Annotated in this window: 18 protein-coding genes; 5 read left to right on the top strand and 13 right to left on the bottom strand. The window is 63.9% G+C overall.

The window, feature by feature from the left end; translation table 11 throughout:
* Positions 1-19 precede the first annotated feature (19 nt).
* The 6 genes from IQ35_RS02915 to IQ35_RS02890 all read right to left on the bottom strand — a co-directional run bounded on the left by IQ35_RS02915 (position 20) and on the right by IQ35_RS02890 (position 5,918).
* A complete protein-coding gene (locus IQ35_RS02915; RefSeq protein WP_158636572.1) occupies positions 20-688 on the bottom strand; it encodes an SDR family NAD(P)-dependent oxidoreductase in 669 nt (222 codons plus the stop codon).
* Positions 689-835: 147 nt separating this feature from the next.
* Positions 836-1,690, bottom strand: coding sequence for a metal-dependent hydrolase (locus tag IQ35_RS02910; RefSeq protein ID WP_081659773.1), 855 nt, complete (start codon positions 1,688-1,690; stop codon positions 836-838).
* A gap of 273 nt (positions 1,691-1,963) precedes the next feature.
* Positions 1,964-2,734, bottom strand: coding sequence for an SDR family NAD(P)-dependent oxidoreductase (locus IQ35_RS02905; RefSeq protein ID WP_021246022.1), 771 nt, complete (start codon positions 2,732-2,734; stop codon positions 1,964-1,966).
* Between the two features lie 169 nt (positions 2,735-2,903).
* Positions 2,904-4,562, bottom strand: coding sequence for an aromatic ring-hydroxylating oxygenase subunit alpha (locus IQ35_RS02900; protein ID WP_021246023.1), 1,659 nt, complete (start codon positions 4,560-4,562; stop codon positions 2,904-2,906).
* A gap of 148 nt (positions 4,563-4,710) precedes the next feature.
* A complete protein-coding gene (locus IQ35_RS02895; protein WP_021246024.1) occupies positions 4,711-5,124 on the bottom strand; it encodes a nuclear transport factor 2 family protein in 414 nt (137 codons plus the stop codon).
* Positions 5,121-5,918 (bottom strand): SDR family NAD(P)-dependent oxidoreductase, encoded by a 798-nt coding sequence (locus tag IQ35_RS02890; protein ID WP_021246025.1) that lies wholly within the window; start codon positions 5,916-5,918, stop codon positions 5,121-5,123. Before IQ35_RS02890 ends, IQ35_RS02895 begins: the two co-directional genes overlap by 4 nt.
* Before the next feature lie 432 nt (positions 5,919-6,350).
* On the opposite strand from IQ35_RS02890, the gene IQ35_RS02885 reads away from it, so the two are divergent.
* The gene (locus IQ35_RS02885) at positions 6,351-7,841 is read left to right on the top strand and encodes a class I adenylate-forming enzyme family protein (RefSeq protein ID WP_158636571.1); all 1,491 of its coding nucleotides are present in this window, start codon (positions 6,351-6,353) and stop codon (positions 7,839-7,841) included.
* A 140-nt stretch (positions 7,842-7,981) separates the two neighbouring features.
* On the top strand, positions 7,982-8,710 hold the full coding sequence (locus IQ35_RS02880) for a dienelactone hydrolase family protein (RefSeq protein WP_158636570.1): 729 nt from the start codon (positions 7,982-7,984) through the stop codon (positions 8,708-8,710).
* A gap of 65 nt (positions 8,711-8,775) precedes the next feature.
* Here IQ35_RS02880 and IQ35_RS02875 read toward each other — a convergent pair whose 3' ends face one another.
* From IQ35_RS02875 to IQ35_RS02860, 4 genes are all read right to left on the bottom strand, one after another.
* Positions 8,776-9,387 carry a cysteine hydrolase family protein gene (locus IQ35_RS02875; RefSeq protein ID WP_021246029.1) on the bottom strand — a complete coding sequence of 204 codons (612 nt, stop codon included), beginning with the start codon at positions 9,385-9,387 and terminating at the stop codon, positions 8,776-8,778.
* A 102-nt stretch (positions 9,388-9,489) separates the two neighbouring features.
* The gene (locus IQ35_RS02870; RefSeq protein ID WP_145071921.1) at positions 9,490-9,981 is read right to left on the bottom strand and encodes a cupin domain-containing protein; all 492 of its coding nucleotides are present in this window, start codon (positions 9,979-9,981) and stop codon (positions 9,490-9,492) included.
* Positions 9,982-10,009: 28 nt separating this feature from the next.
* Entirely contained in the window at positions 10,010-10,810 is an 801-nt protein-coding gene (locus IQ35_RS02865; protein WP_021246031.1) for an SDR family NAD(P)-dependent oxidoreductase, read from the bottom strand.
* A 97-nt stretch (positions 10,811-10,907) separates the two neighbouring features.
* Positions 10,908-11,918, bottom strand: coding sequence for a Rieske 2Fe-2S domain-containing protein (locus IQ35_RS02860; RefSeq protein ID WP_199739900.1), 1,011 nt, complete (start codon positions 11,916-11,918; stop codon positions 10,908-10,910).
* A 121-nt stretch (positions 11,919-12,039) separates the two neighbouring features.
* Here IQ35_RS02860 and IQ35_RS02855 point away from each other — a divergent pair, with 121 nt between their 5' ends.
* From IQ35_RS02855 to IQ35_RS02845, 3 genes are all read left to right on the top strand, one after another.
* A complete protein-coding gene (locus IQ35_RS02855) occupies positions 12,040-12,561 on the top strand; it encodes a MarR family winged helix-turn-helix transcriptional regulator (protein WP_145071920.1) in 522 nt (173 codons plus the stop codon).
* Positions 12,562-12,677: 116 nt separating this feature from the next.
* Positions 12,678-14,870 carry an acyl-CoA dehydrogenase family protein gene (locus IQ35_RS02850; protein ID WP_145071919.1) on the top strand — a complete coding sequence of 731 codons (2,193 nt, stop codon included), beginning with the start codon at positions 12,678-12,680 and terminating at the stop codon, positions 14,868-14,870.
* Between the two features lie 113 nt (positions 14,871-14,983).
* Entirely contained in the window at positions 14,984-15,817 is an 834-nt protein-coding gene (locus IQ35_RS02845; RefSeq protein ID WP_145071918.1) for a metal-dependent hydrolase, read from the top strand.
* Between the two features lie 72 nt (positions 15,818-15,889).
* Here IQ35_RS02845 and IQ35_RS02840 read toward each other — a convergent pair whose 3' ends face one another.
* The 3 genes from IQ35_RS02840 to IQ35_RS02830 form a co-directional block, all read right to left on the bottom strand.
* Positions 15,890-17,902, bottom strand: a complete 2,013-nt coding sequence (locus IQ35_RS02840; RefSeq protein WP_021246036.1) for an oxidoreductase — start codon at positions 17,900-17,902, stop codon at positions 15,890-15,892.
* 31 nt (positions 17,903-17,933) lie between these two features.
* The gene (locus tag IQ35_RS02835; protein ID WP_021246037.1) at positions 17,934-18,743 is read right to left on the bottom strand and encodes an SDR family NAD(P)-dependent oxidoreductase; all 810 of its coding nucleotides are present in this window, start codon (positions 18,741-18,743) and stop codon (positions 17,934-17,936) included.
* A gap of 113 nt (positions 18,744-18,856) precedes the next feature.
* Positions 18,857-20,995: an acetate--CoA ligase family protein gene (locus IQ35_RS02830; protein ID WP_021246039.1), complete on the bottom strand. Its 2,139-nt coding sequence runs from the start codon at positions 20,993-20,995 to the stop codon at positions 18,857-18,859.
* Between the last annotated feature and the right edge of the window lie 64 nt (positions 20,996-21,059).

The raw sequence follows: 21,059 nt of genomic DNA, 5'->3' as shown, positions 1-21,059 counted from the left end.
TGATTGTAAGCAGACCGGCTTAGTCCGGCCGCTTGAAATGCATCTCGCGCTCAAATGCCGATGCCGGCTGCTGGCGATGCAGCGTCCAAAAGGCATCCGCAATCCGATCCGGCGCGTAGAAGGGATCGGTCTGGATGCCGCCGTGAATCGCCACGCTGGCGACATGGATGCCGTCGCCGCGCAATTCCTGGTCAAGCACCAGCGCCATGTTCCGCAGCGCGGCCTTGCCGATGGCGGTGACGCCCCAGCCGAGGATGGGTTCAAACGCCAGCACGCCTCCCGAAAAGAGGATGGACCCGCGCCGATTGCGGCGCATCGCCGGGATCACCTGCTGCGCGCACAACAGTGCGCCGCCCGCATTCGCGCCGAAACAGCGCATGACATAGTCGAAATCGGCGTCGCTCAGGGTCGCGGGTTCAACGATCGCCGCATTATAAAGAAGGATTTCAGGATCGCCCAAGCGGCCGCGAATGGCGGCGAAGCAGGCGGCCACGCTTTCAGGATCGGCGGCGTCGGCCGGAAAGGCGGTTGCCTCCAGGCCGGCGGCCCGCAGCTCGGCTTCCAGTGCGGCGAGCGCATCGCGGTCGCGCGAGACCAGCGCCATGCGGCAACCCTCCCGCGCGAATTTCCAGGCAAGGCCGGCGCCCAGGGACGGTCCTGCTCCCACCAGCACGCAGACTTCCGCCAAGGCTTGTCCTTTCCTCTTCCCGGTCGGCCGCGTTGGCCCTCGGGATTGTGTCGGTGCGGGGATCTTCCCTCGCGCGCTTATTTATCCACTAAAGCATCAATAACGCAACATCATGCGCTCGCCGCCATGCGGGCCGGCCCGAAGCGCTCAACCTTCGGCGAGAGCGGGGGCCTGTTGCGGCTTCATCCAGTTCGCCTCGATATCGCTGCGCGTCGCATCCCAACCCTTGGGCTCCGGGATGGCGCGCGGCGTATAGCGGGGGTGCAATATCTTCGCCATGCCGCCGATTATCGGCGTGAAGAAGCCGATCACCGACCGGCGCGCGCCCGTCTTCGAGCGCTTGATCTCTTCCGATGTCATCGTCTGCCGATCGACGCTGAGCAGATAGCGATACACGCGGCCCACCATTCGTTCCATGGAGACGAACTGGTAGAAGAAGCCGTAAAACCGCAGCCAATAGCCCCCGTGGATCGCCTCGAACGCATCGTGGCAGACCGTGCGGTGCTCAAATTCCTCCATGATATGCCAGCGCCACATATTGGCCGGATTGGGGTCCGCATTTTTCATGATCGGGTCCATCGATCCATCGAACCAGCCGGACGCGACCGGCGGCGTCAGCGACTCGAATCCTTCGCAATAGGCGATCAGGAAAGGCAGCGATTTGGTGGCCAGCAGTCGGTCGTAATGGGCCACGATGTCCTTTTCCAACTCGGGCAGCCGGTCGTATCCGTTGCGCAGCATCATCTCGTTGAAGGCGCCGTGCACCGTATAATGGCAGGATTCCTGCTTGATGAAGGTCGAAATGTCGGCACGAATGCGCGCCTTCTCCGGATCGTCGCCCTTCAACTCCGCCCGAGCGCGCGCCATCACGCGGTTAAGGAAGCGTTCCAGATGCGGTATCACGATGGAATTGGCATTCAGCAACTGCGCCATTTCCGGCGCACGAGGCATCCAGCGACCGATGGAGTCGGAAAAATCGAAGCTGGGCATGCGTACACGCATAGCGAATTCCTCTCATTCGTCTCCACGGAATATCAGGCTTGAGAAGACGGAAATGGGTATCGGCAGCATATCATCGCGTTCGTCGCGCATCCATGCCATTCTACAAAAATGCCGCCAGCGTCGGGGAATTTCGGTCGAGGCGCGTTCCCGCCGCAACCGGCGCGAACCGCTTATCGCACGGCAGCGAGCCATGCCTGGGTCGATCCCGGTGAGCGGCGAATGGACCCGGCTGCCCCGACTGTTCGCCGGCGCCTGCCCATTCGCCAGATCGCCTTACTTCAAGCCGAAACGCTGCGCCCCGTCGATGCGGATCGTCTCGCCGTTCAGGAAGTCGTTGTCCACGATATGCGCGGCAAGCCGGGCATATTCGTCGGGGTCGCCCATGCGCTTCGGATTGGGAACATTCGGGCCCCAGATTTTCTGCGCCTCTTCCGCCGGCATGCCATAGGCGGGTGTCAGGAATGTGCCGGGCGCGATGCAAATGACGCGGATGCCGAGCGGCGCGAGGTCGCGCGCGGCAGTGAGTGTCAGGCCGATCACGCCGCCCTTCGCCGCGGAATAATCAGTCTGGCCGACCTGGCCCTCAAAGCCCGCGATCGAGGCGGTTGTGATGATGACGCCGCGCTGGTTGTCGGCCAGCGGCTCATTGGCGGCCATGGCTTCTGCCGCCTGTGACATCACATGGAAGGTGCCGTTCAGGAAGATGTCGACGGTGCGCTGGAACGTCGCAAGCGGATAACGCTTGCCCTCGCGGTTGATGAGGCGCGCCCCGGCGGCCGGACCGCCATGCACCACGACCGCCGCGCGCAGCGGCCCCTTGGCCGTCGCCGCCGCGATTGCCGCGGCAACCGAATCCTCGTTCAATACGTCGGTCTTGAGGAACTGTGCCGAACCGCCCAGTTCCTGCGCCAGCGCTGCACCCTTTTCCTCGGCCATGTCGGCGATCACGACATGCGCGCCGGCCTCTGCCAGTCGGCGGGTCGTCGCCGCTCCGAAACCACCGGCGCCGCCAACGATCAGCGCCGAGCCACCTTTGATGTCCATAAATGATCCTTTACCTTGCGTTCCAACCTGACCGGCTGTTGCCGCACCAGGCGGGAAAGGTCCAGCCTTTGAGCGTCTGCCATGGAGAATATCCGCAGCATGTTGCTTGAGATGCCGATCACCGCCGCGTTGCGGCGCCAATGACCAGGACGGCTGCGCCCTAACGAGATCAGCCGTCCTCTTCGCTCTCGATCCCCATATGGCGGTCATAAATGCTGTGGAAGTGACGGATCTTGCCTTCCTGATATGCCGAATTCCAGACATAGGGCGGCTGCTTCGCCTTCAGCCCCTGCTGCACGAACGGCAGGTTCATGCAGTCCTGATCGATGATCTTGGCAAGGGAGCCGAGCTCCGGCGCGTTGGTCCAGGCTTCGTCGGCGGCCAGGAGCTTCATCTTTGCCGCCGGTGGCTTGGGCTGGCCTTCCGCCCAGGGCGCGAGGAGCATGACGTCCATCAGGCATTCGTCCGGATTGCTGCCGTTAGGGAGAAAGCGGAAAACGATGCGGGCCCAGCCGCCCCAGGGATGGCAGTTGGGAAACAGGTTGTTGAACGTGCCGTCATTCAGTTCGGCATCGGAATATTGGTCCACCTCGTCCCCGATGATGCCGCGCAGAAATTCGGCGTTCATGTCCGCGATCATGCGGTGTTCGGCAAGCTGCTCCTCCTTGGTTCTCCAGATGTCGCGCTGCGGGCTGATCGATGAGCTCGAAAGGTGTCCGGCGCGGCCCCAATTGCCGAACACGTCATAGCGCGTATTGGCGCTGTCGCCGCCCGCAAGCATGAGCTGGGGATGGGTGGCGATCACATGATAGGCCTCCATGAAGGCCTCCATCGTGACCTTCCAGTTGGCCTTGATCACGCGCCGGACATGCGCCTGCTTGTAGCGGTTCTGCAGCTTGAACTTGCGATAGTGCTCCATCATCACCGGGCCGAGAAAGTCCTCGAGCGGCTCGGCTTCCGGATCGGGGTTGATGAAGATGAAGCCGGCCCAGGTGCCGACCTTGGCGCCGGGAAGCTGGGACGTGTCCTTGCGCACGCCCGGGAAATCCCATTCGCACGTGATTTCTTTCAGCGAACCGTCAAGTTTCCAGCTCCACCCATGATAGGGGCAGCGGAATTCGATTGCGGCCTTGCCATCATTGTCCCGCAACGGCCGTCCGCGATGCAGGCAGACATTCTGGTGCGCCTGGAAGCTATCCTCCGCGGTGCGGACGACGATGTAGGACAAATGAGCGATGCGATAGACGATATAGTCGCCGACATTGGGGATATCGTCTTCACGGCAGGCCATTTGCCAGGTGCGCTTCCAGATCCGCTCGACCTCCCGATCGTGGTAGCTCTGTTCGAAATACCGGGCGGTTCCGACCTTCTGCGGGCCGCCGGACATCGGCGATTCCAGTCGATAAACCTCCGGCACGAGTTCAGGCTTGCGGTCGTTGTCCAGAAGGAAATCGATGTCGACATGTCCCGCCGAGCGTCGGCCATGTTCGGTTTCCAGGCCCGGATCGCCTTTGTACATTGCGATGATGCGCGGAATCTCCTGCCCCGCGGCGAGCATCGAGCCGGCTGCGGCGACATCGGCCAGCGCCTCGCCTTCCGGTTCGTAGGGCGGCGTCATTGCCCAATAGCGGTCCTTGCCGGCGGGCAGATCCTGGCCCCCGATATAGACGAGCATGTGCGGATCAGCGTAGGTTACGTCACCTTCCACCCAGGTGCCGTCCCAGGTGAAGATGCCGTGTCCTCCGGTCTTCGGGTTCTCGACCCGGACGAGACCGTTGCCCAGATCCTCGTAGATTCCGCCGGTGATCGGGTGAGGCTCCCGCCGCATGTTACTCTCCTTGCCTTGTCGGTGCGTGGCACCTGTCGAACGCAATATTCTCCCGCTCGAACCGTTTGGCAAGTCTTAGGTAAGCACTTGTGTGATACTAAGTGAAATAAATAGGGTCTTCGGGACCCCCGTTCTTCCCTGGCGCCCGTCAGCGCGCGATGTCGTAGAGCATCTTGACCCGGCGATGGGCGATCAGCCAGCGGCCGTCGATCCTGCGGTAGCGGTCGATATAGGTGCCTTCCTGAATCACCGCGCCCTGCCGCATGACGAAGAAATAGGTCCAGCCCTGCGCGGCGTCGTCACCGTCGAACTCGATGCGGGAGGTGGTGAGGTGATGGCGGGAGCCGGCAAGCTTCGCCGTCGTCGCCCCGGCCGCCACATTGTTGATGAACGCCTTGATCGCCTCCGGCCCCGTGAAGGCTTCGCTCTCGATATCGAGCACGCCGTCGGGGGCGAAGGCAGTGATCATGTCGTCCACCTTGCCCCGGTCGCCGGCGCTGTTGTAGATGGACTGGGTGTGGCGGATGGCCGCGCGGGCGATGTTTTCTTCGTCGTAGGTCATGATGCGATCTGCCACTGACGGCTGGTGTCGAGGTGCCAGCCTGCTGCTGCCGTTATCCCGCCGTCAACCGGGATGGTGACGCCCGTCACCCAGGAGGATGCGGGCGAAGCGAGGAAGGCCACGACGCTGCCCGCCTCCGCGATGGAGGCCATGCGGCCGAGCGGCACGTTCCGGTTGCGCCGGTCTATGCCCGCAGGATCGGTCGCCATGTGAGGGGCCAGGCCGGGCGTGTCGATCAGGTCCGGCGCGATGCAGTTCACGCGGATGCCGCGCGGGGCCAGCTCCAGCGCCATCGTCTTGGTGAATTGCGCCATCGCGGCCTTGCACGCGGAATAGATGCTGAAGCCGGGCGCGGCGCGCAGCGCTTCCGTGCTGGCCACGTTCACGATCGCGCCATGGTCGCGCATGACCTGGGCCGCCTCATGCGTGGCGCCCAACATGCTCATCAGATTGAGGTCGATGACCCGCTTCCAATTGCCTTCATTCTGATCCTTGAACGGGCGGGGGCGCACGCCGCCCGCATTGTTGACCAGTATGTCGATGCCGCCCAGCTTTTCGACCGCCGCGCGAACGAGGGTGCGGGCATCCTCCACCTTCATCATGTCGGCGGGCACATATTCGGCGCGCCGGCCGAGCGCGCGGATACGCTCGCGGACCCGCTCGCCATTAACGGCATCGATATCGCCGATGACGATGTCGGCGCCCAGTTCGGCCAGCGCGAAGGCGCTGCCTTCGCCAATGCCGTTAGCCCCTGCGGTGACGACTGCCACCTTGCCTTCCAGCCTGTGGTTCATGCACCACTCTCCTTTGCGTCTCGCGTCCACGCGCTTCTCCGCGCCGCTATCCCGACATTGTGCCTCAGGGGTAATGGCGGCGCCCCAGGATGCGCAATGGCGCAGCGCGAAGAACGGGCACTGAGCGCGCCTGTGATGGATTGTAGGGATGGGTTGAGGCGGAAAGAAGGAATGGCGAGGAGAGGGGGACGTGCCTCGTCGATTCATCCGCCGGCTCTTGCACGGAAGGCGTGGCTCACTTCTTATCAGATAGAGGATGGATCGACGAAAGGTCTGCAAAGGTAGCCATATGTGCTAACATAAACAGACATGCATCTTGTTGCGAATGATAATTCGAATTATCGAACATGTCCTAACGACGGAAGATATGTGCGCCTCGCTCGGTGGAAGAGATGCGATCAGGCGCGCCGAGAATCAATCAGAGAGGACCCGATGACCTTCAGCCAGCAGCTTTCCGCCATCCTTCACCGCGATCCAGCTATGCCGATCGTCGAGTATAAGGGCCGGGTGTTCACCAAGGGGGAATATGCCGCGCTTGCCGACCGGACCATAGCGCTTCTGGACGAGGCGGGCGTGGGCCAGCGGATGTCGGTCGGGATCATTGTGCGCAACCGGCCGCTTCATGCGACGGCGATGCTGGGCCTGATCGCCCAGGAGCGCTGGCTCACCTCCATCTATGCGATCCAGTCGCCTGACGCGATCGCCCAGGAGATGCTGGAAAGCCGGTTTGCGGCGGTCATCGCCGATGTGGAGGATTGGTCGGAGCCGGTGCTGGAAGCGGCGCGGGCCAGCGGCACGCTGGCCATCAAGCTCGACCATGGCCTCCTTGACCAGCCCGGTGCGGAGCCTCTCGACCTCATCCCGGGACTCGAACGGAAGGGCGAAGGCCCATTCCGCGAAGTGGAAGGCGAACCGGGCCTTGAGATTCTGTCGAGCGGCACGACCGGCAAGCCCAAGCGGATCGTCTTTCCCACCCGGATGCTGGTGCGCGCGGTGGACAGCGTGCTGGCGGGCCGTGACGGGCCGGTCGAGCCGGATATCCTGTGCTGGCCCTATGGCGGGATCGGCGGCATGTGCGGGCTGGTCGCGAGCGCGATGCTCGACCGGTACACCTGCGTGCTGGAAAAGTTCAATGTGGCCGAATGGGCCGATGCGGTCGAACGGCTGAAGCCGAAGCTGGTCAGCGGCGTGCCGGCCATGGCGCGCATGATTCTGGACGCCAAGGTGCCCAAGGAGAAGATCGCCTCCATCCAGTATTTCTACGGCGGTAGCGCGCCGATGACGCCGGAGTTGCAGGCCGAGTTCGAGGCGACATACGGCATCGACGTGATCTGGGCCTATGGCGCGACCGAATTTTGCGGCACGGTGATCAGCTGGTCGCCGGCGCTCTACAAGGAATATCGCCAGAGCAAGCTGGGATCGATGGGCAAGGCGCTGCCGGGCATCACCCTGCGTGTTGCCGACATGGAGACGGGCGCCGAACTGCCGGTGGGCGCCGAGGGTTTTCTCGAAGTGCTCGTGCCTCAGATCAGCGACCAGTGGATCAGGACGACGGACATCGTCACGATCGACGAGGACGGCTTCGTCTTCCACAAGGGCCGCGGTGACGGCGCCATCCTGCGCGGCGGGTACAAGGTGCTGCCGGAAAAGGTGGTGGAAGCGCTCCGTTCTCATCCCGCGGTGCTCGACGCGGCGGTCATAGGCTTGCCGGATGACAGGCTGGGCGCCGTCCCCGTTGCTGCCGTCGAGTTGAAATCGGGCATCGAAGCCCCCTCGCCAGAGGATCTGCGCGACCACGCCCGGCTCAGCCTGACGACGCCGCAGGTGCCCGCGAAGGTCCTGGTCCTGCCGACGCTTCCGCGCACGACATCCATGAAGGTGGACCTCAAGGCAGTAACCCAGATGTTTCTGCAGGACGCCTGAACTGCGAGCGGGGAGGGGAGAAAGATGGCGATATTGTCGGGCGTTCAATCCGCCGCCGCTATCCGCGCCGTCGCGATGCCCCACTTCTGCGTCGAGCATGGATGGGACGATGCCGGAAAAGGCGCAGAGGAGATGGATGGATGAGCCTGGAGCCCTATGAATATCGACATGGCGGCGTTCGCCTGATCGGTCAGCTTGCCGTCCCCGAAGGAACGGGCCCGCATCCCGGCGTGCTGGTGATGAACGATGCGCGCGGGCAGGGCGCGCTGGTGCGTGAACGGGCGCAGCGGCTGGCGCGGCAGGGTTATATGGCGTTGGCGACCGATATGTATGGCGATGGCGCGCTGTATGAAAATGCGCTGGAGGGCGGCGCCGTGATGCAGGCGCTCCATGCCGAACCTGACAGGCTGCGCGAGCGCGTGCTTGTCAATTTCGAGGCGCTGCGCTCGCTGGAGGACGTGGATGGTGCGCGCATCGGGGCGATCGGCTTCTGCTTCGGCGGCGAATGCGTGCTCGATCTCGCGCGGGCCGGCGCGGACGTGCGCGCGGTGGTGAGCTATCATGGCCTCCTGACCACCGAGCGGCCGGCGCGCAAGGATGGCGTCAAGGCGCACGTCGCCATCTATGCCGGCGGCAACGATCCCTATGCCCCGCCGGAGCATATCGAGGGATTTCGCGAGGAGATGGAGGCGGCAGCTGCGGTCTGCGACGTCACTGTCTTCGGGGAAGCCTTCCATTCCTTCACCGATCCCAGCGCGGGCACGATGACGAACATCCCCGGCGTCAAATATGATCCGGTGGCCGACCGGGTGTCCTGGCTGGGCACGGTCGGCCTGCTTGAGGAGAAGTTGAAGATCGCCGTATCTTGAAGCCTGGGTCTGATGATCGGCGCGCTGGCGCTCTCCCTGCCGGGAGCACGCCAGCGCACGGCCCGTCAGGCGGCGCTGCCCTGGGATAGCGCGGTAAGCACATCGTCCGAGGACACGATCCGCGCCACCATGCGCAACTGGTTGTTCACGATGGTTTGATGCGTGTCCGGGTCCGAACCGGCTATGCAGTCCTCCGCGATGACGACATGATAGCCCAGTTCGCTTGCGACGATGCTGTTGCCCGCCATGGCGACATTGGTGGACACGCCGGTCAGCACGATGGTCGATATGTCCATGCGACGCAAAATGGCGTCGAGCTGCGTTGCGCACATGGCGATGAGGCCTGAGGTCCGCACGACCTCGAAATCGCCCTCGACCGGCTGGAGCGCATCGACATAGCCGACTTCGACACTTCCCTCCGCCATGGACCGCTTCTTGAGGCTGAGCGCGTTGATGAGCGAATTTGCCTTGAGATCCTGCATATCGGGGCGGTGGATGACGGGTGTGTGAAAGACCGGCAGGCCCGCCCGGCGGAAAGCGTCGGCCAGATGCGCGATCTTTGGAACGATGCCGCGCTCCTGCACTTGATTGGCGAGATCGCGGAAGTTGCTGTAAGCAGGGTCGATCACGCCCAGCTGCATTTCATTGACGATCAGTGCGGTCTTACCGGTCAGCATTGTCTTCTCCTCTTTATTTCATAGCATGGGTTTGGCGGCAAACGGGCCGCATCTTAAAGCCATTCTCGTCCAAGCGGGTCCGCTTCCAGGCGAGCTTTTCGATTAATTGTCCAGCACGCGGCTCGGCAGAGGATTGCCTTTGGCGCGGAAGGGGGGACGCTCCGCGAGCGGCGGGACAGCCGCCATGCGCGCGCCGGCCTCCGTCAGCATCGTCTGATAGTCGGCCATGTCCTGATCCGACCAGAAGGCGGAGCCGTCGCCGGCTATGATGCCCAGCAACTCGCATCCTTCCGGTCCGGCGATCCATGGACCGAAGCGGTCGCCATGCATCAGGAATATATGACTGCCCTTGCGGCACTGTACGCCGCCGACCATCACCTCTCCGTCCAGCACGAAGACGATATGGTCGCCCTGATGCCCATGCTTGAGCGAGATCATGCCGGGATCCCAGCGATTCCAGAAGGAGAACATCCGCGGCGTATCGAGCAGGAAACGCTCGTGGATCGAAGTGTGGCGGCCATCGTCATATTCGACCCGCACCACTTCCTGCTCGTGAACATCGTCGACATGGACGATAATCGGTCCGCCCATCATTGGCATCCTCCGTTGAAATGCGTGTCGTTCAGAATTGGGTGCCGCCGTCGCAATTGATCAGGGCGCCGGTCAGATAGCCTGCGCGTGAGGATAGCAGGAAACCGATAAGCTCGCCCAGTTCCTCGCTGCGTCCGACGCGATCGAGTGCGACCGTCATCTTGAATTCTTCGCGCATCGCCTTGTTAAGCGCCTCTATCGGCGGAAGGCCGTATTTTTGCGACAATTGCCGCGCCATTTCGTCGGCGGCGTCGGTCGCGACGAAACCGGGGCATACCGTGTTCGCGCGGATGCCCGCCCCGCCATAGGTCGTCGCGATATTCTTGGTGAGGCTCGCGATCGCCGCCTTCATGGCGGTGTAAGCCACGAACGCGGGTTTTTGCGAATGGATCGAATAGGCCGAGATATTGACGATTGTGCCGCCGCCCGCCGCCTCCAGCATCGGAATGGCGGCGCGGCAGGCGCGCACGGTCGTCATCACCTGCACATCGAAATAAGCCCGCCATGCCTCATCGCTCAAATCGGCAATCGGCTGCAACTCCAGCATCGGGCCGGCGGTCACGGCGAGACCGTTGAGCTGCCCCTTCCAGCCCGCCGCCGCATTCAGTGCCTGCTCGACGCTGCCGGGCTGGCTGCCGTCGCCCGCGAACATCCGGACGTCGGCTCCCGTTTCGGCAGCGAGCGTTTCAGCCCTCTTTTCCCCCGCTTCCCGATTCCGCCCGATGAGGGCGATGGACGCGCCGTCCGCCGCCAGCACGCGGGCCGTGGCATAGCCCATGCCCGATGTTCCGCCGACGATTGCGAAAATTTTGCCTTTGACGCCCAGATCCACTGCGATCCTCCCTTGTTGCTCAGCGACGAATTACGGTTTGCGGACCGATTGGAGCGGCGTGGAAGTCCTGCGGCCTCCCCGCGTTCCGGATTTCGGTTCAGAGTGCTTCGACAGCGCGCATCGGCGTTGGACCCTCGGCCGCCTCGTAGAAGCGTTCGCTCCACTTGCGCATGGCGGTGTAGCCCGCAATATCCTGCTTGGCGAAAACCGGACGCTGCACGAAGATCTGGTGTCGCCACATGCGGGCATCCTCCTCGAACAACTCGACCGTCTGCCGTGCGAAGGCGCGCAGGCTTTCCGGCATGACGTCCGGCGACGCCGGATCGCGCGGGAAGAAATAATTGACGCGGAAGTCCGATGTCTCCTCATCGACGGGCGTGGCCGTCAGGATCAGGCGATATTTGACCGACTGGCCGTTGAAGATGGTGAAGGACAGGCTGATGCAGGGCGCCAACGTGTAGAGGCTGAGCGCGACCTCCTTGGTCTTGGGCGATTTGAAGCCCATTTCCGACCGCCACGACCCGTCGCTGGTGTCGAACCAGAGCAGTTCAGGACATTCCGGCGTGCCGTGGGTGAAATGGAAGTGCGTCGTGTCGGGCGCGTTTTCTACCACCATCTGCGGATGTATCCGTTCGCCTGGCTTATCGACGACGGCATGGGGGTAGCAGGGATAAAAATCCTCCTCGCGCGCCGGCACCTGAGGAACGCCCGTGAAGAGGTCGGGCAGTTCCCAGCCCTCGCGCGGCGCGCCGCCGGCCGGATCGTGCCACATGAAGATGATGCCGTGCCGTTCGATGATGTGCCGGGTGCGCAGTTTCGCGCCGGTCGGCTTGTCCTGGTAGGGCACATGAATATTGGCGCCCTGGCTGTTCCATTCCCAGCCATGATAGGGGCAGGCAATGCAATCCCCCTTCACCTTGCCGCCATAGGCAAGATGGGCGCCCAGATGCTTGCAATGGGCGTCCATCACCACGAGCTTGCCGTCCTCGGTGCGGAAGGCGACCATATCCTCGCCGAAATATTTCATCGCTTTGGTCGCGCCAGGCGCGATTTCCGCGCTCCAGCCGATCTGGAACCAGCCCGTGGGCTTCATGCTGAGCTTGAGCACTGCGCGTTTCTCCAGGAATTTGTTTCGAATTTCGAAATATCTTGCGCCGGGCGCCTTTGCAAGACTATCGATCTATCACCATCCATGTGATGGCTGCGCGTGACGCAGGAAAGGAAAGGCCATGATCGGCAAGGAAAGCCAGGACGTGATTCACGCGCTGAATGGGCGCCACGCGCGCCTGCCGTCCGGCCCGGTCGGCAGGCTGCTTGCCTCGGTCGGCAATCTTTCCGGCGCCTTCAATGTCATCCACAGCCGCTATGCCCAGAGCCATGGGCTTGGAATACGCGGCATCTGGACGCTGAGCGCCATATCCGAGGGACATGCCAGCCCCGGAGAGATCGCGCGGCTGATGATGCTCCCGCCAAGTGTCGTGTCCGGCGACCTCAATCGTCTGATCGACGCCGGGCTGATCGAGCGGCGGCGCGACGACAGCGACGGACGGCGACTCGTCTATACCTTGACTGAGGCAGGCCGCGTCCTGCTGTCGGACGCGCACGCGGTTTATGTCGATGTCCTGGGCGAAAAGATCGGCAGCTACCCGCCGGGCGAGATCGAGCGGCTGCTGCGTATGCTGTATGAAATCAGCCTGCATGTGCGCGCCTGTATCGGGGAACCGGTCAGCAAAGCCGTCGCGGCGGATTGATCGCATGTCTGGGCTTTGGCTTGCCGGACTTGCTGCCGGAGGGGTTTCGGCCATAGCGGAAAAACAATGCGGCTCCGGCTGTTCGAACGCAGCGGCGCGTATGCAAGGAGGATTGAATGCAGCTGAAATTTTCTGAGAGCCAGACGATGTTGCAGGACACCGTCGCGCGCCTGTTCGCCGACGAGGTGACGTCCGCCCGCCTGCGGGAGGCGGAGGCATCGGGCCTCGACAAGGCGCTGTGGGACCAGCTCGTCGCGCTCGGGATTGTCGGCATGCGGGCGCTTGCGCCGGAAGACGGCGGCATGTCGCTGATGGATGCAGCCATCGTGGCGGAGCAGATGGGACGCCATGTCGCCCCGGTTCCGCTGGTGGAGGCGATCGTCGCGACCGCGCTGCTGCACCGGGCGAAGGCGCCGCGGGCGCTGCTCGACGCGGTGGAGGGAGGGGCGGTCGCGACGATCGCGCTCAGTCCGGCGACGACGGGGCGGCCCTTGCCCGTTCTGGGCGGATCGGTGGCGCATGTCATCGTGGCGCTGGTCGGCGGCGATCTGGTTGCGCTGGTGGGCGCGGCGGGCGAGCGGGCGCGCAACATTGCCGATGCGACGGTCGCGATGATCGATGTCGCCGTGGCAGAAGAACACCATGTCCTGGCGAGCGGTTCGGAAGCCGAAGCGCTCTACAATGCCGCTCTGGAGGAATGGCGCGTCCTGACGGCGGCGGCGCTGGCGGGTCTGGGACGCCGCGCGCTGGAGCTGGCGGCGGCCTATTCGGGCGAACGGATCGCCTATGGCGTCCCCATCGGCAGCTTTCAGGGCATCGCGCATCCCATGGCGGATGCGGCGATCAACATGGATGGCGCGAAGCTGCTGACATGGCGTGCCATTTCCTCGATCGCGGCGGGGCAGGAGCGAGCGGGCGCACGTGCCGCAATGGCCTATTGGTGGGCCGCCCATTCGGTGGACCAGGCGGTCAAGCACGCCGTGCGCACCTTTGGCGGCTATGGCGTCAGCCTTGAATATGACGTGCAGATCTATTTCCGCCGCGCCAAGCTCCATGCACTGATCGCGGGCGATCCCAACGAACAGCTGGATCGGATCGCGGCGCGTCTGTGGGACGGGGAAGCGGCAGCGCTGCCGTCCGCCGGGGATGTCGGCATCGACTTCGAATGGGGCGAGCGGGCGGAAGCCTATGCCGCCGAGGTGCGCGCCTTCGTCGAGGCGAACATCACCGACGATGTGCGCGCGAAAATGCATCATTCGACATCCGGCTTCCATGCCGGTTTCCACAAGAAGATGGCGGAGGCGGGGTTCGCCTATCCCGACATGGCGCTGGACGGCAAGCCCAGGCTCAGCCGTTATGAGGTGATGGCGGCCGCGCCCATGTGGGAGGATATGGGCTGGACCCGCACGCCGTCGTCCGTGACGGAATTCGTCGCAGGCATGGCGCAGCTCTGGGCGCAGCCTGACGTGAAGCAGGAAATAGTCGGCGCCGTTCTGGCGGGCGACGCGCTGGGCGCTCTCGGCTTTTCCGAGCCGCAGTCGGGATCGGACATCTTCGGCGCGAAATTCAGTGCCGTGCGCGATGGCGACGAGTGGGTGCTGAACGGTCAGAAAATGTTCACCACCAATGGCCATCAGGCCCATTATATCCTGATGCTGACCCGTACCGACAACAGCGGCAAGAAGCACCAGGGACTGACCATGTTCATCGTGCCGATGAACCTGCCGGGCATTGAGCTGCACCCCGTTTACACGTTGCAGGACGAAAAGACGAACATCACCTATTTCACCGATGTGCGCGTGCCCGACCGCTATCGCATCGGCGAGGTGAATGACGGCGCGCGCGTGATGACATCGGGCCTCAGCTTCGAACATGGCGGATCGGGCTATCATGCCGCGCAAAAGGCGATGGTCCGACGCGCGGTCGACTGGGCGCGCAAGATGGGCCCCGATGGATCGCGACCGATCGAGGACGCGAATATGCGGCGCATACTTGCCCGCGCGGCGGTGCGCGACGAAGTGGCGGATGTGCTGTGCCGGCGTCAGGAATGGGCGGGCGTGGAGGGCGTACACGAGATCGCCTGGGGTCCGATGGCGAAGCTCTTCACGACCGAGATGCTCTATGTCGATGGCTCCGCCATCATAGAGGCTGCCGCGCCTTACTCGTTGGTGCGGGGACTCGACCGGGATCTCGATATCGTCGAGGTTTCCATGCGGCGCGGCATTGCGATGACGATTTATGGCGGGACCAGCGAGGTTCATCGCAGTCTGATCGCGGAAAAATCGCTTGGAATGCCCAAGTCGCGCTGATCGTTCGCGGACAAGGGTAGGAGCGGGCCGACCGGTTTTGACAGGGCAACCATCTGTCCTGTATAAATAGATATAGATTTGTAGACTTTCGGTCCCAAGGTATGGAGGATACCGTGAAAGCCCGCTTCCCCAAATTCGATTTCTCACAGATCAAGGCGCATTGGGCCCCCAATGCGGAGTTCGCTCAGGGATTCAACGCCGCGTCGCTGATTCCTGCCTATGTGGAGCCGTACCTGCTGAAGGTGATGAAGATCGCCCAGGGCAAGATCGACCCCGGGAAAACCAAGCTGCTCGAAGATCTCGACATCTTCTGCAAGCAGGAGATGCAGCATTGCAAGAACCACCTCGTTTTCAACAAGGTGCTGCGTGATCAGGGCTATGAAGGGCTCAAGCCATTCGAGGACAAGATACGGGGCGATTATGACCGGTTCCTCAAGACCAGGTCGCTGCGCTTCAACCTCGCCTATTGCGAGGGGTTCGAATCGATGAGCGCGAGCGCATGCGAAGCGTGGTTCGAGGATTATGACGATATGCTGGAGGGCGCCGATCCGGCTGCCGCCGACCTGTGGCGCTGGCACCTGGCCGAGGAGTTCGAGCATCGCACCGTCTGTTCGGACGTCTATCACGAACTGAGCGGCCTTAACCCTGTGTCCGAATATTTCTACCGCATCTACGGCTATTTCTATGCCCTCATCCATCTCGGCAAGTTCACCAAGGCGGCGACCGCCTATCTGATGGAGAAGGATCGCGAAGGTATGTCGGCCGCGGAGCTTCAGGCATCGATCGATCGGCAGAAAATGATCAAGAAGCGGATCCTCAAGCGCATGTTGCCGATGATGAGGCAGATATTGTCGCCCTTTTACGATCCCGCCAAGCGTCGGGAGCCGAAGGGATATCGTGAATATCTCACGGCCTTCGAAGAGCGCAGGCAGGCTCTGGCCGCCTGATACACGGATATTTGAAGGGCGGATAAGGGCCGGTGCAGTCTGTGGTGCAGCGGCCCTTTCGCTTGCAGTCCTTCAGCAGCCGGCGGGTTGGACCGGCGCGAACTGGGCCTTGAGGGCGAGCACCGATCGATAGGCCATGTGGACGGCGTCGCCGATGCGGCCGACCTTCTTGCTGTCGCCCGCCATCGATACGGCTATGCCCGCCTTCTCCAGTTCGTCGACCAGCGCATTGGACGGCTGGCGTCCCTGGGCCAGCAGGAGGCGGTCGGCGGCCAATAGCTGCGTTTCCGATCCGTCGGAGCCATTGATCTCGATCAGCACGCCCTCGTCCGAGACGGAACGGACATGGCTGTTGTCGAGAATGGTGACGAGCGGATTGGCATGGAGCCGCCGCAGCAGGCCGCCGCGATAGACGAAGTCCGCCGAGCGCGCCAGCTTGTCGGCGGGCGACCGGCTGACCAGCGTTACCCTTATGCCATGTTCGGCGCAGAATTCGGCCGTCTCGCAGCCGGTCTCGCCGCCGCCATAAACGACGACATGGCCGCCCTCCCCCACGCCGACTTCGCGCTCGCCCATGAGAAGGTCATAGGCGTCCATCACCTTGGGATGGTCCACACCTTCGATGGGCAGGTCGATGCGGCGCGTGCCCGCCGCGATGATCGCGACATCGGGCGAGAGGGCGAGGATGTCGGACAGTTCGGCCCGCTTGCCCATATGGATGGCGACGTCGCTCTCCTTCAGGCGGCTTGCCAGATAGTCCGAATACCAGAACAGCTTGTCCTTGCCCGGAGGCGTGGCCGAAGCGATGATCCCGCCGCCGGTGAAGCCCCGCTCCTCGAACAGATGCGTCTCGAAACCGCTTTGGCCGAGCAGCAGCGCGGCGGCGGCGCCCCCCGGCCCCGCGCCGACCACGACCGCGCGGCGTCCGGCGCCGATGTCGGGCGACAGGGGCGAATCCAACTCCGTGCCCGTGCGCGGGTTTTCGGCGCAGCCGACCTGATGGCGGCCCTCATGCGGGCTGATGCACCAGTTGCAGGATGTGCAGGGGCGGATCAGGTCGCGGCGTCCGGCCTTCGCCTTGTTGGCCCAGAAGGGATCGGCGAGCATGGGGCGGCCGAGCGCCACCAGATCCGCCTGATCGTTGGCGATCGCGGCTTCGGCGGTTTCGGGCCAGCGGATCTGCCCGACCGTGATGACCGGCACGCCCGTCGCCTTGCGGATGCGCGCGGCATAGGGGATGCGCCAGCCTTCGGGCGTCGACATCGGTTCGATCACCTTTTCGAACGCATCGCCCACGCCCCGGCCGGCCGAACAATGCAGCGCATCGGCGCCCGCCTCGACCAGGCGGGGCGAGATGATCTCCATATCCTCTATGGTGAGACCGCCGGCGGAGAACTCGTCGACGGAGATGCGATAGACCAGCGGGCGGTCGCCCAGCCCCTCCCGCACCGCGCGGATCACCGCGAGCGGGAAGGCCATGCGGCGCTCGAAATCGCCGCCCCATTCGTCGTCGCGCTTGTTGGTGAGCGGCGAGAGGAATTGCGTGAGCAGATAGCCGTGCGCGCCGTGCAGCTCCACGCCGTCATAGCCGGCCTCGACCGCCAGCCGCGCCGTCTCGCCGAACGACGCCGCCAGCCGCGCCACTTCTGCCGATGTCAGGCCGCGGCAGGTCAGGCGTGTCGGGTCCTTCTTGGAAAAGATGTCGCTCGGCCCCACCGGCATGCCGCCCGGCAGCACGGCGCGGTTGGCATATTGGCCGCTGTGCTGGATCTGCATGAAAACCTTGGTTCCGGCCTCGTGCACGGCACGGACCAGGCGGCGGTGCCCGTCGAGATTGCGCCGCGATTCCAGCGTGAGCTGATATTCATGCGCACGGCCGGTATCAGGATCGACGCAGGTATATTCAACGATGATGAGCCCCATGCCGCCAAGCGCCCGTTCCCGATAAAAGGCGATCATGTCCGGCGTGACTTCCCCGTCCCGTCCGCCAAGCTCGGTCGACATGGGCGCCATCACCGCCCGGTTGGGAAGCGTGACGCCCCGCAACGTAAAAGGGGAAAAGAGATACGGATAAGACGCCGTCATGGGCTGGGCTCTCCTGAAGGTTATATCTGTTCTAATGCATGGACGGCGAGGTGCCGCCATCCACATGAAGATTGGTGCCGTTCATGAAATCGGCGCGCGGGCTGGCCAGGAAGGCGACGGCATAGGCTATGTCCTCGACTTCGCCGACTCTTTTGGAAGTCTGGCCGTTGGCATTCACGATATACTCCTCCGCGCGGGCGATGTCGTCACCCCAGCCGCGCTTTTCCGCGAAGCTGGCGAGGAAGCGGGTCAGTCCTTCGGTACGCACCATGCCCGGCGATACGGCGTTGCAGGTGACGCCGCTCTGCTTCAGCGCCTTGGACAGGCCGAGCGTCATGTTGAGCATCGCTGCCTTGGCGGTGCCATATTCGGCCTGGGCGGAGGTGGGCGTATGCGCCGCTGCCGTGCTGATGTTGATGATGCGGCCCCAGCCGCGTTCCTTCATGGCCGGCACGACCGCGTGAATCAGGCGGACGGCGGCCAGGAGATTACGGTCATAGCTTTGCCGAAAATCGTCCAGCGTCGCCTTGAACCAGCTCCTGTCCTTGCCTTCGACCGCGCCGCCGGCATTGTTGACGAGAATGTCGATGCCGCCAAAGGCCGACGCCGCGGCCTGTGCCACTGCCGCGGCGCCGTCGTCGGTGGACAGGTCGCCGCAGACGGCAACCGTTTTCCCGCCTCGCTGCGCTATCTGCCGGGCGACGGCTTCGGTGCGTTCGACATTGCGTCCGTGCACGATGACGCTGGCCCCTTCAGCGGCGAGCATATCTGCTATTGCGACGCCGATGCCCGAACTGCTGCCCGTCACCAGCACGCGCTTGTCTTCAAGACCAAGATCCATGACGCCCTGCCTCCTGTTATCGGTTCATGAGCCGCAGGCGGTGACGCCTTGCGGCCGCAATCATTCTGCCGACCCTGACAATGCCGCCGGTCATGGCCGATCCCAGGGTCATGTCATTCAACCGGCCGGGTTTCGATGACCGCGTCGAGCGCGACAACGCCGCCGGCGCCCGGCCGGACGACCAGCGGATTGACCTCTATGGTCGTGATGGTGCCGGCATGCTGAGCGGCGAGCACCGAAATGCCCGAGATGGCCCGAGCCAGCGCCTCGATATCATGGCGCGGGCCGCCCCGATAACCGGTGAGAAGCGGCGCGGTGCGGACCTTGCCGATCATCTCCAGCGCCCGCGCCTCGCTGACGGGGGCCAGTGCGCAGACCGTGTCCTTGAGGAGTTCGACCAGCGTACCGCCAAGGCCGAAGGTCACGACGGGACCGAAAGCCTCGTCTTGGCTGATGCCCAGAATGCATTCGACGCCGCCCTTGACCATTTCCGAGACGAGATAGCCGTCGATACGCGCATCGGGCAAGTGGGCCGGGATGGTTTCCGCCATGCGCGCGACGGCCGCCTCGACAGCCTCCGCGCTGGCGAGGCCGAGCGCGACCCCGCCCACTTCGGTTTTATGCAGGATGTCGGGAGATACGACCTTGACCGCGACCGGGAATCCGATGTCGACTGCCATGCGCGCGGCCTCGGCGGCATCGCGGGCCAGGTTTTCGCGCGGCGAGGGGATGCCGTGAGCGGCGAGCAGCGCCTTGGCGGTCGCCTCGTTGAGCTTGCCGTCCTCGGGCAGGGGCAGCGCCTCCGCCGGCGGCAGCGCGACGGGCGCGGGCATGTCGGCCGAGAAGGTTTCCCGAAACTGCCAGAGCGCCGACAGGGCGTTGACGGCCCGCGAGGGGTCCTCGAACGCCAGCAAGCCCTTGGCGTCATATTCGCGCATCATTTCCGGCGGGCAGGTGACGGACACGAACACGAGCTGGTCGGGCGCGCGGGCATGGGCATTCGCGATCGCCTGTTGCAGCGGCCGGGCCATGGACGGCGCGGCGCCGGTGATGCCGAGGAAGATCAAGGTCGCGTCGAACGCGTTCGCCTCGAACACGGCGTCCAGCGTCTTTTCCATGATGTCATGGTTGGTCGTGACCAGCCCGGTCATGTCGATGGGATTGCGCGGGCTGCAATGCGGAACGAGGGCGCGCAGCTTGTCCTGCGTTTCCAGCGGCACGCTGCCCATGGTGAGACCCGCGTCGCTCACGAAGTCGGCGATCTGCACGCCGACACCGCCCGAGATGCTGATAACGCCGACGCGCGGTCCCTTGGGCAAGGTGCGCCTGGACAGCGCATAGCTGATGTCGAGCAGTTCGTCGGTGGTGCGGGCGCGATGGACGCCATATTCCTCGAACAGGGCGTCATAGACATTGTCCTGCCCGGTAAGGGAGGCGGTATGGGATGCGGCTGCGGCGCTGCCTTCGGCGGTGCGGCCGACCTTCATCACGACGACAGGCTTGCGATTCTCCCGTGCCCGCTTCAGCGCGGCGATGAGGCTGTCCCTGGACCGCAGGCCTTCGATATACGCGATCAGGACGTCATTATCCTCCTGACCCGCCATCCAGTGCAGCGCCTCGCCGACATCGATGTCCGCCTCATTGCCTGTCGTGACCCATTGGGAGACGCCCAGGCCGCGCAGGAAGAGATGGCGCAGCAGATAGCCGCCATAGCCGCCCGACTGGCTGGCGATCGCAATGCGGCCCGCGGGCGGCACGCCATCCTCCAGCGCCGAGGCGAAGGTGCCGTAGAATTTGGTCTGCGCATTGAGGGCGCCCATGCAATTGGGACCGAGCAGGCGAAGACCGCCGGCGCGGGCGGTCTCCAGCAGCTTCGCCTGCCGCGCTTCGCCTTCGCCGCCGACCTCGGCAAAGCCCGCGCCATAGCAGATCGCCGCCTTGACTCCACGTGCGATGCAATCTTCCACCGTCTGCTGCGTGACATCCGCTCCTACGGCGAGGAGCGCGCAGTCCACGGGGCCGGGAACCTCCAGGATCGATGGATAGGCTTTCAGCCCCTGTATCTCGGCGCGTGCCGGGTTGACCGGATAGATGGGGCCGTCGAAACCCGCCTCAAGCAGATACTGGATGGGCCGCCCGCCAAAACGTCGCTGGTCGGAAGAGGCGCCGATGATCGCAACCGAGCGCGGGGCAAAAAGCGCATCGAGGCCGGGCCGGCCTTCGGTCTGGAGCGAGGTGGTCGGGGCGTTCATGGGCGTCGGCGGTCCTGTTTTGGAATCTGGAGGATCGCGGCAGCACTGGCCTCAAGCGCTTGCC

The organism is Sphingobium wenxiniae (assembly GCF_007830065.1).
Taxonomy (GTDB): domain Bacteria; phylum Pseudomonadota; class Alphaproteobacteria; order Sphingomonadales; family Sphingomonadaceae; genus Sphingobium; species Sphingobium wenxiniae.
Note: the sequence above shows the minus strand (reverse complement) of the source record. Positions and strands in the feature narration are given on the sequence as shown.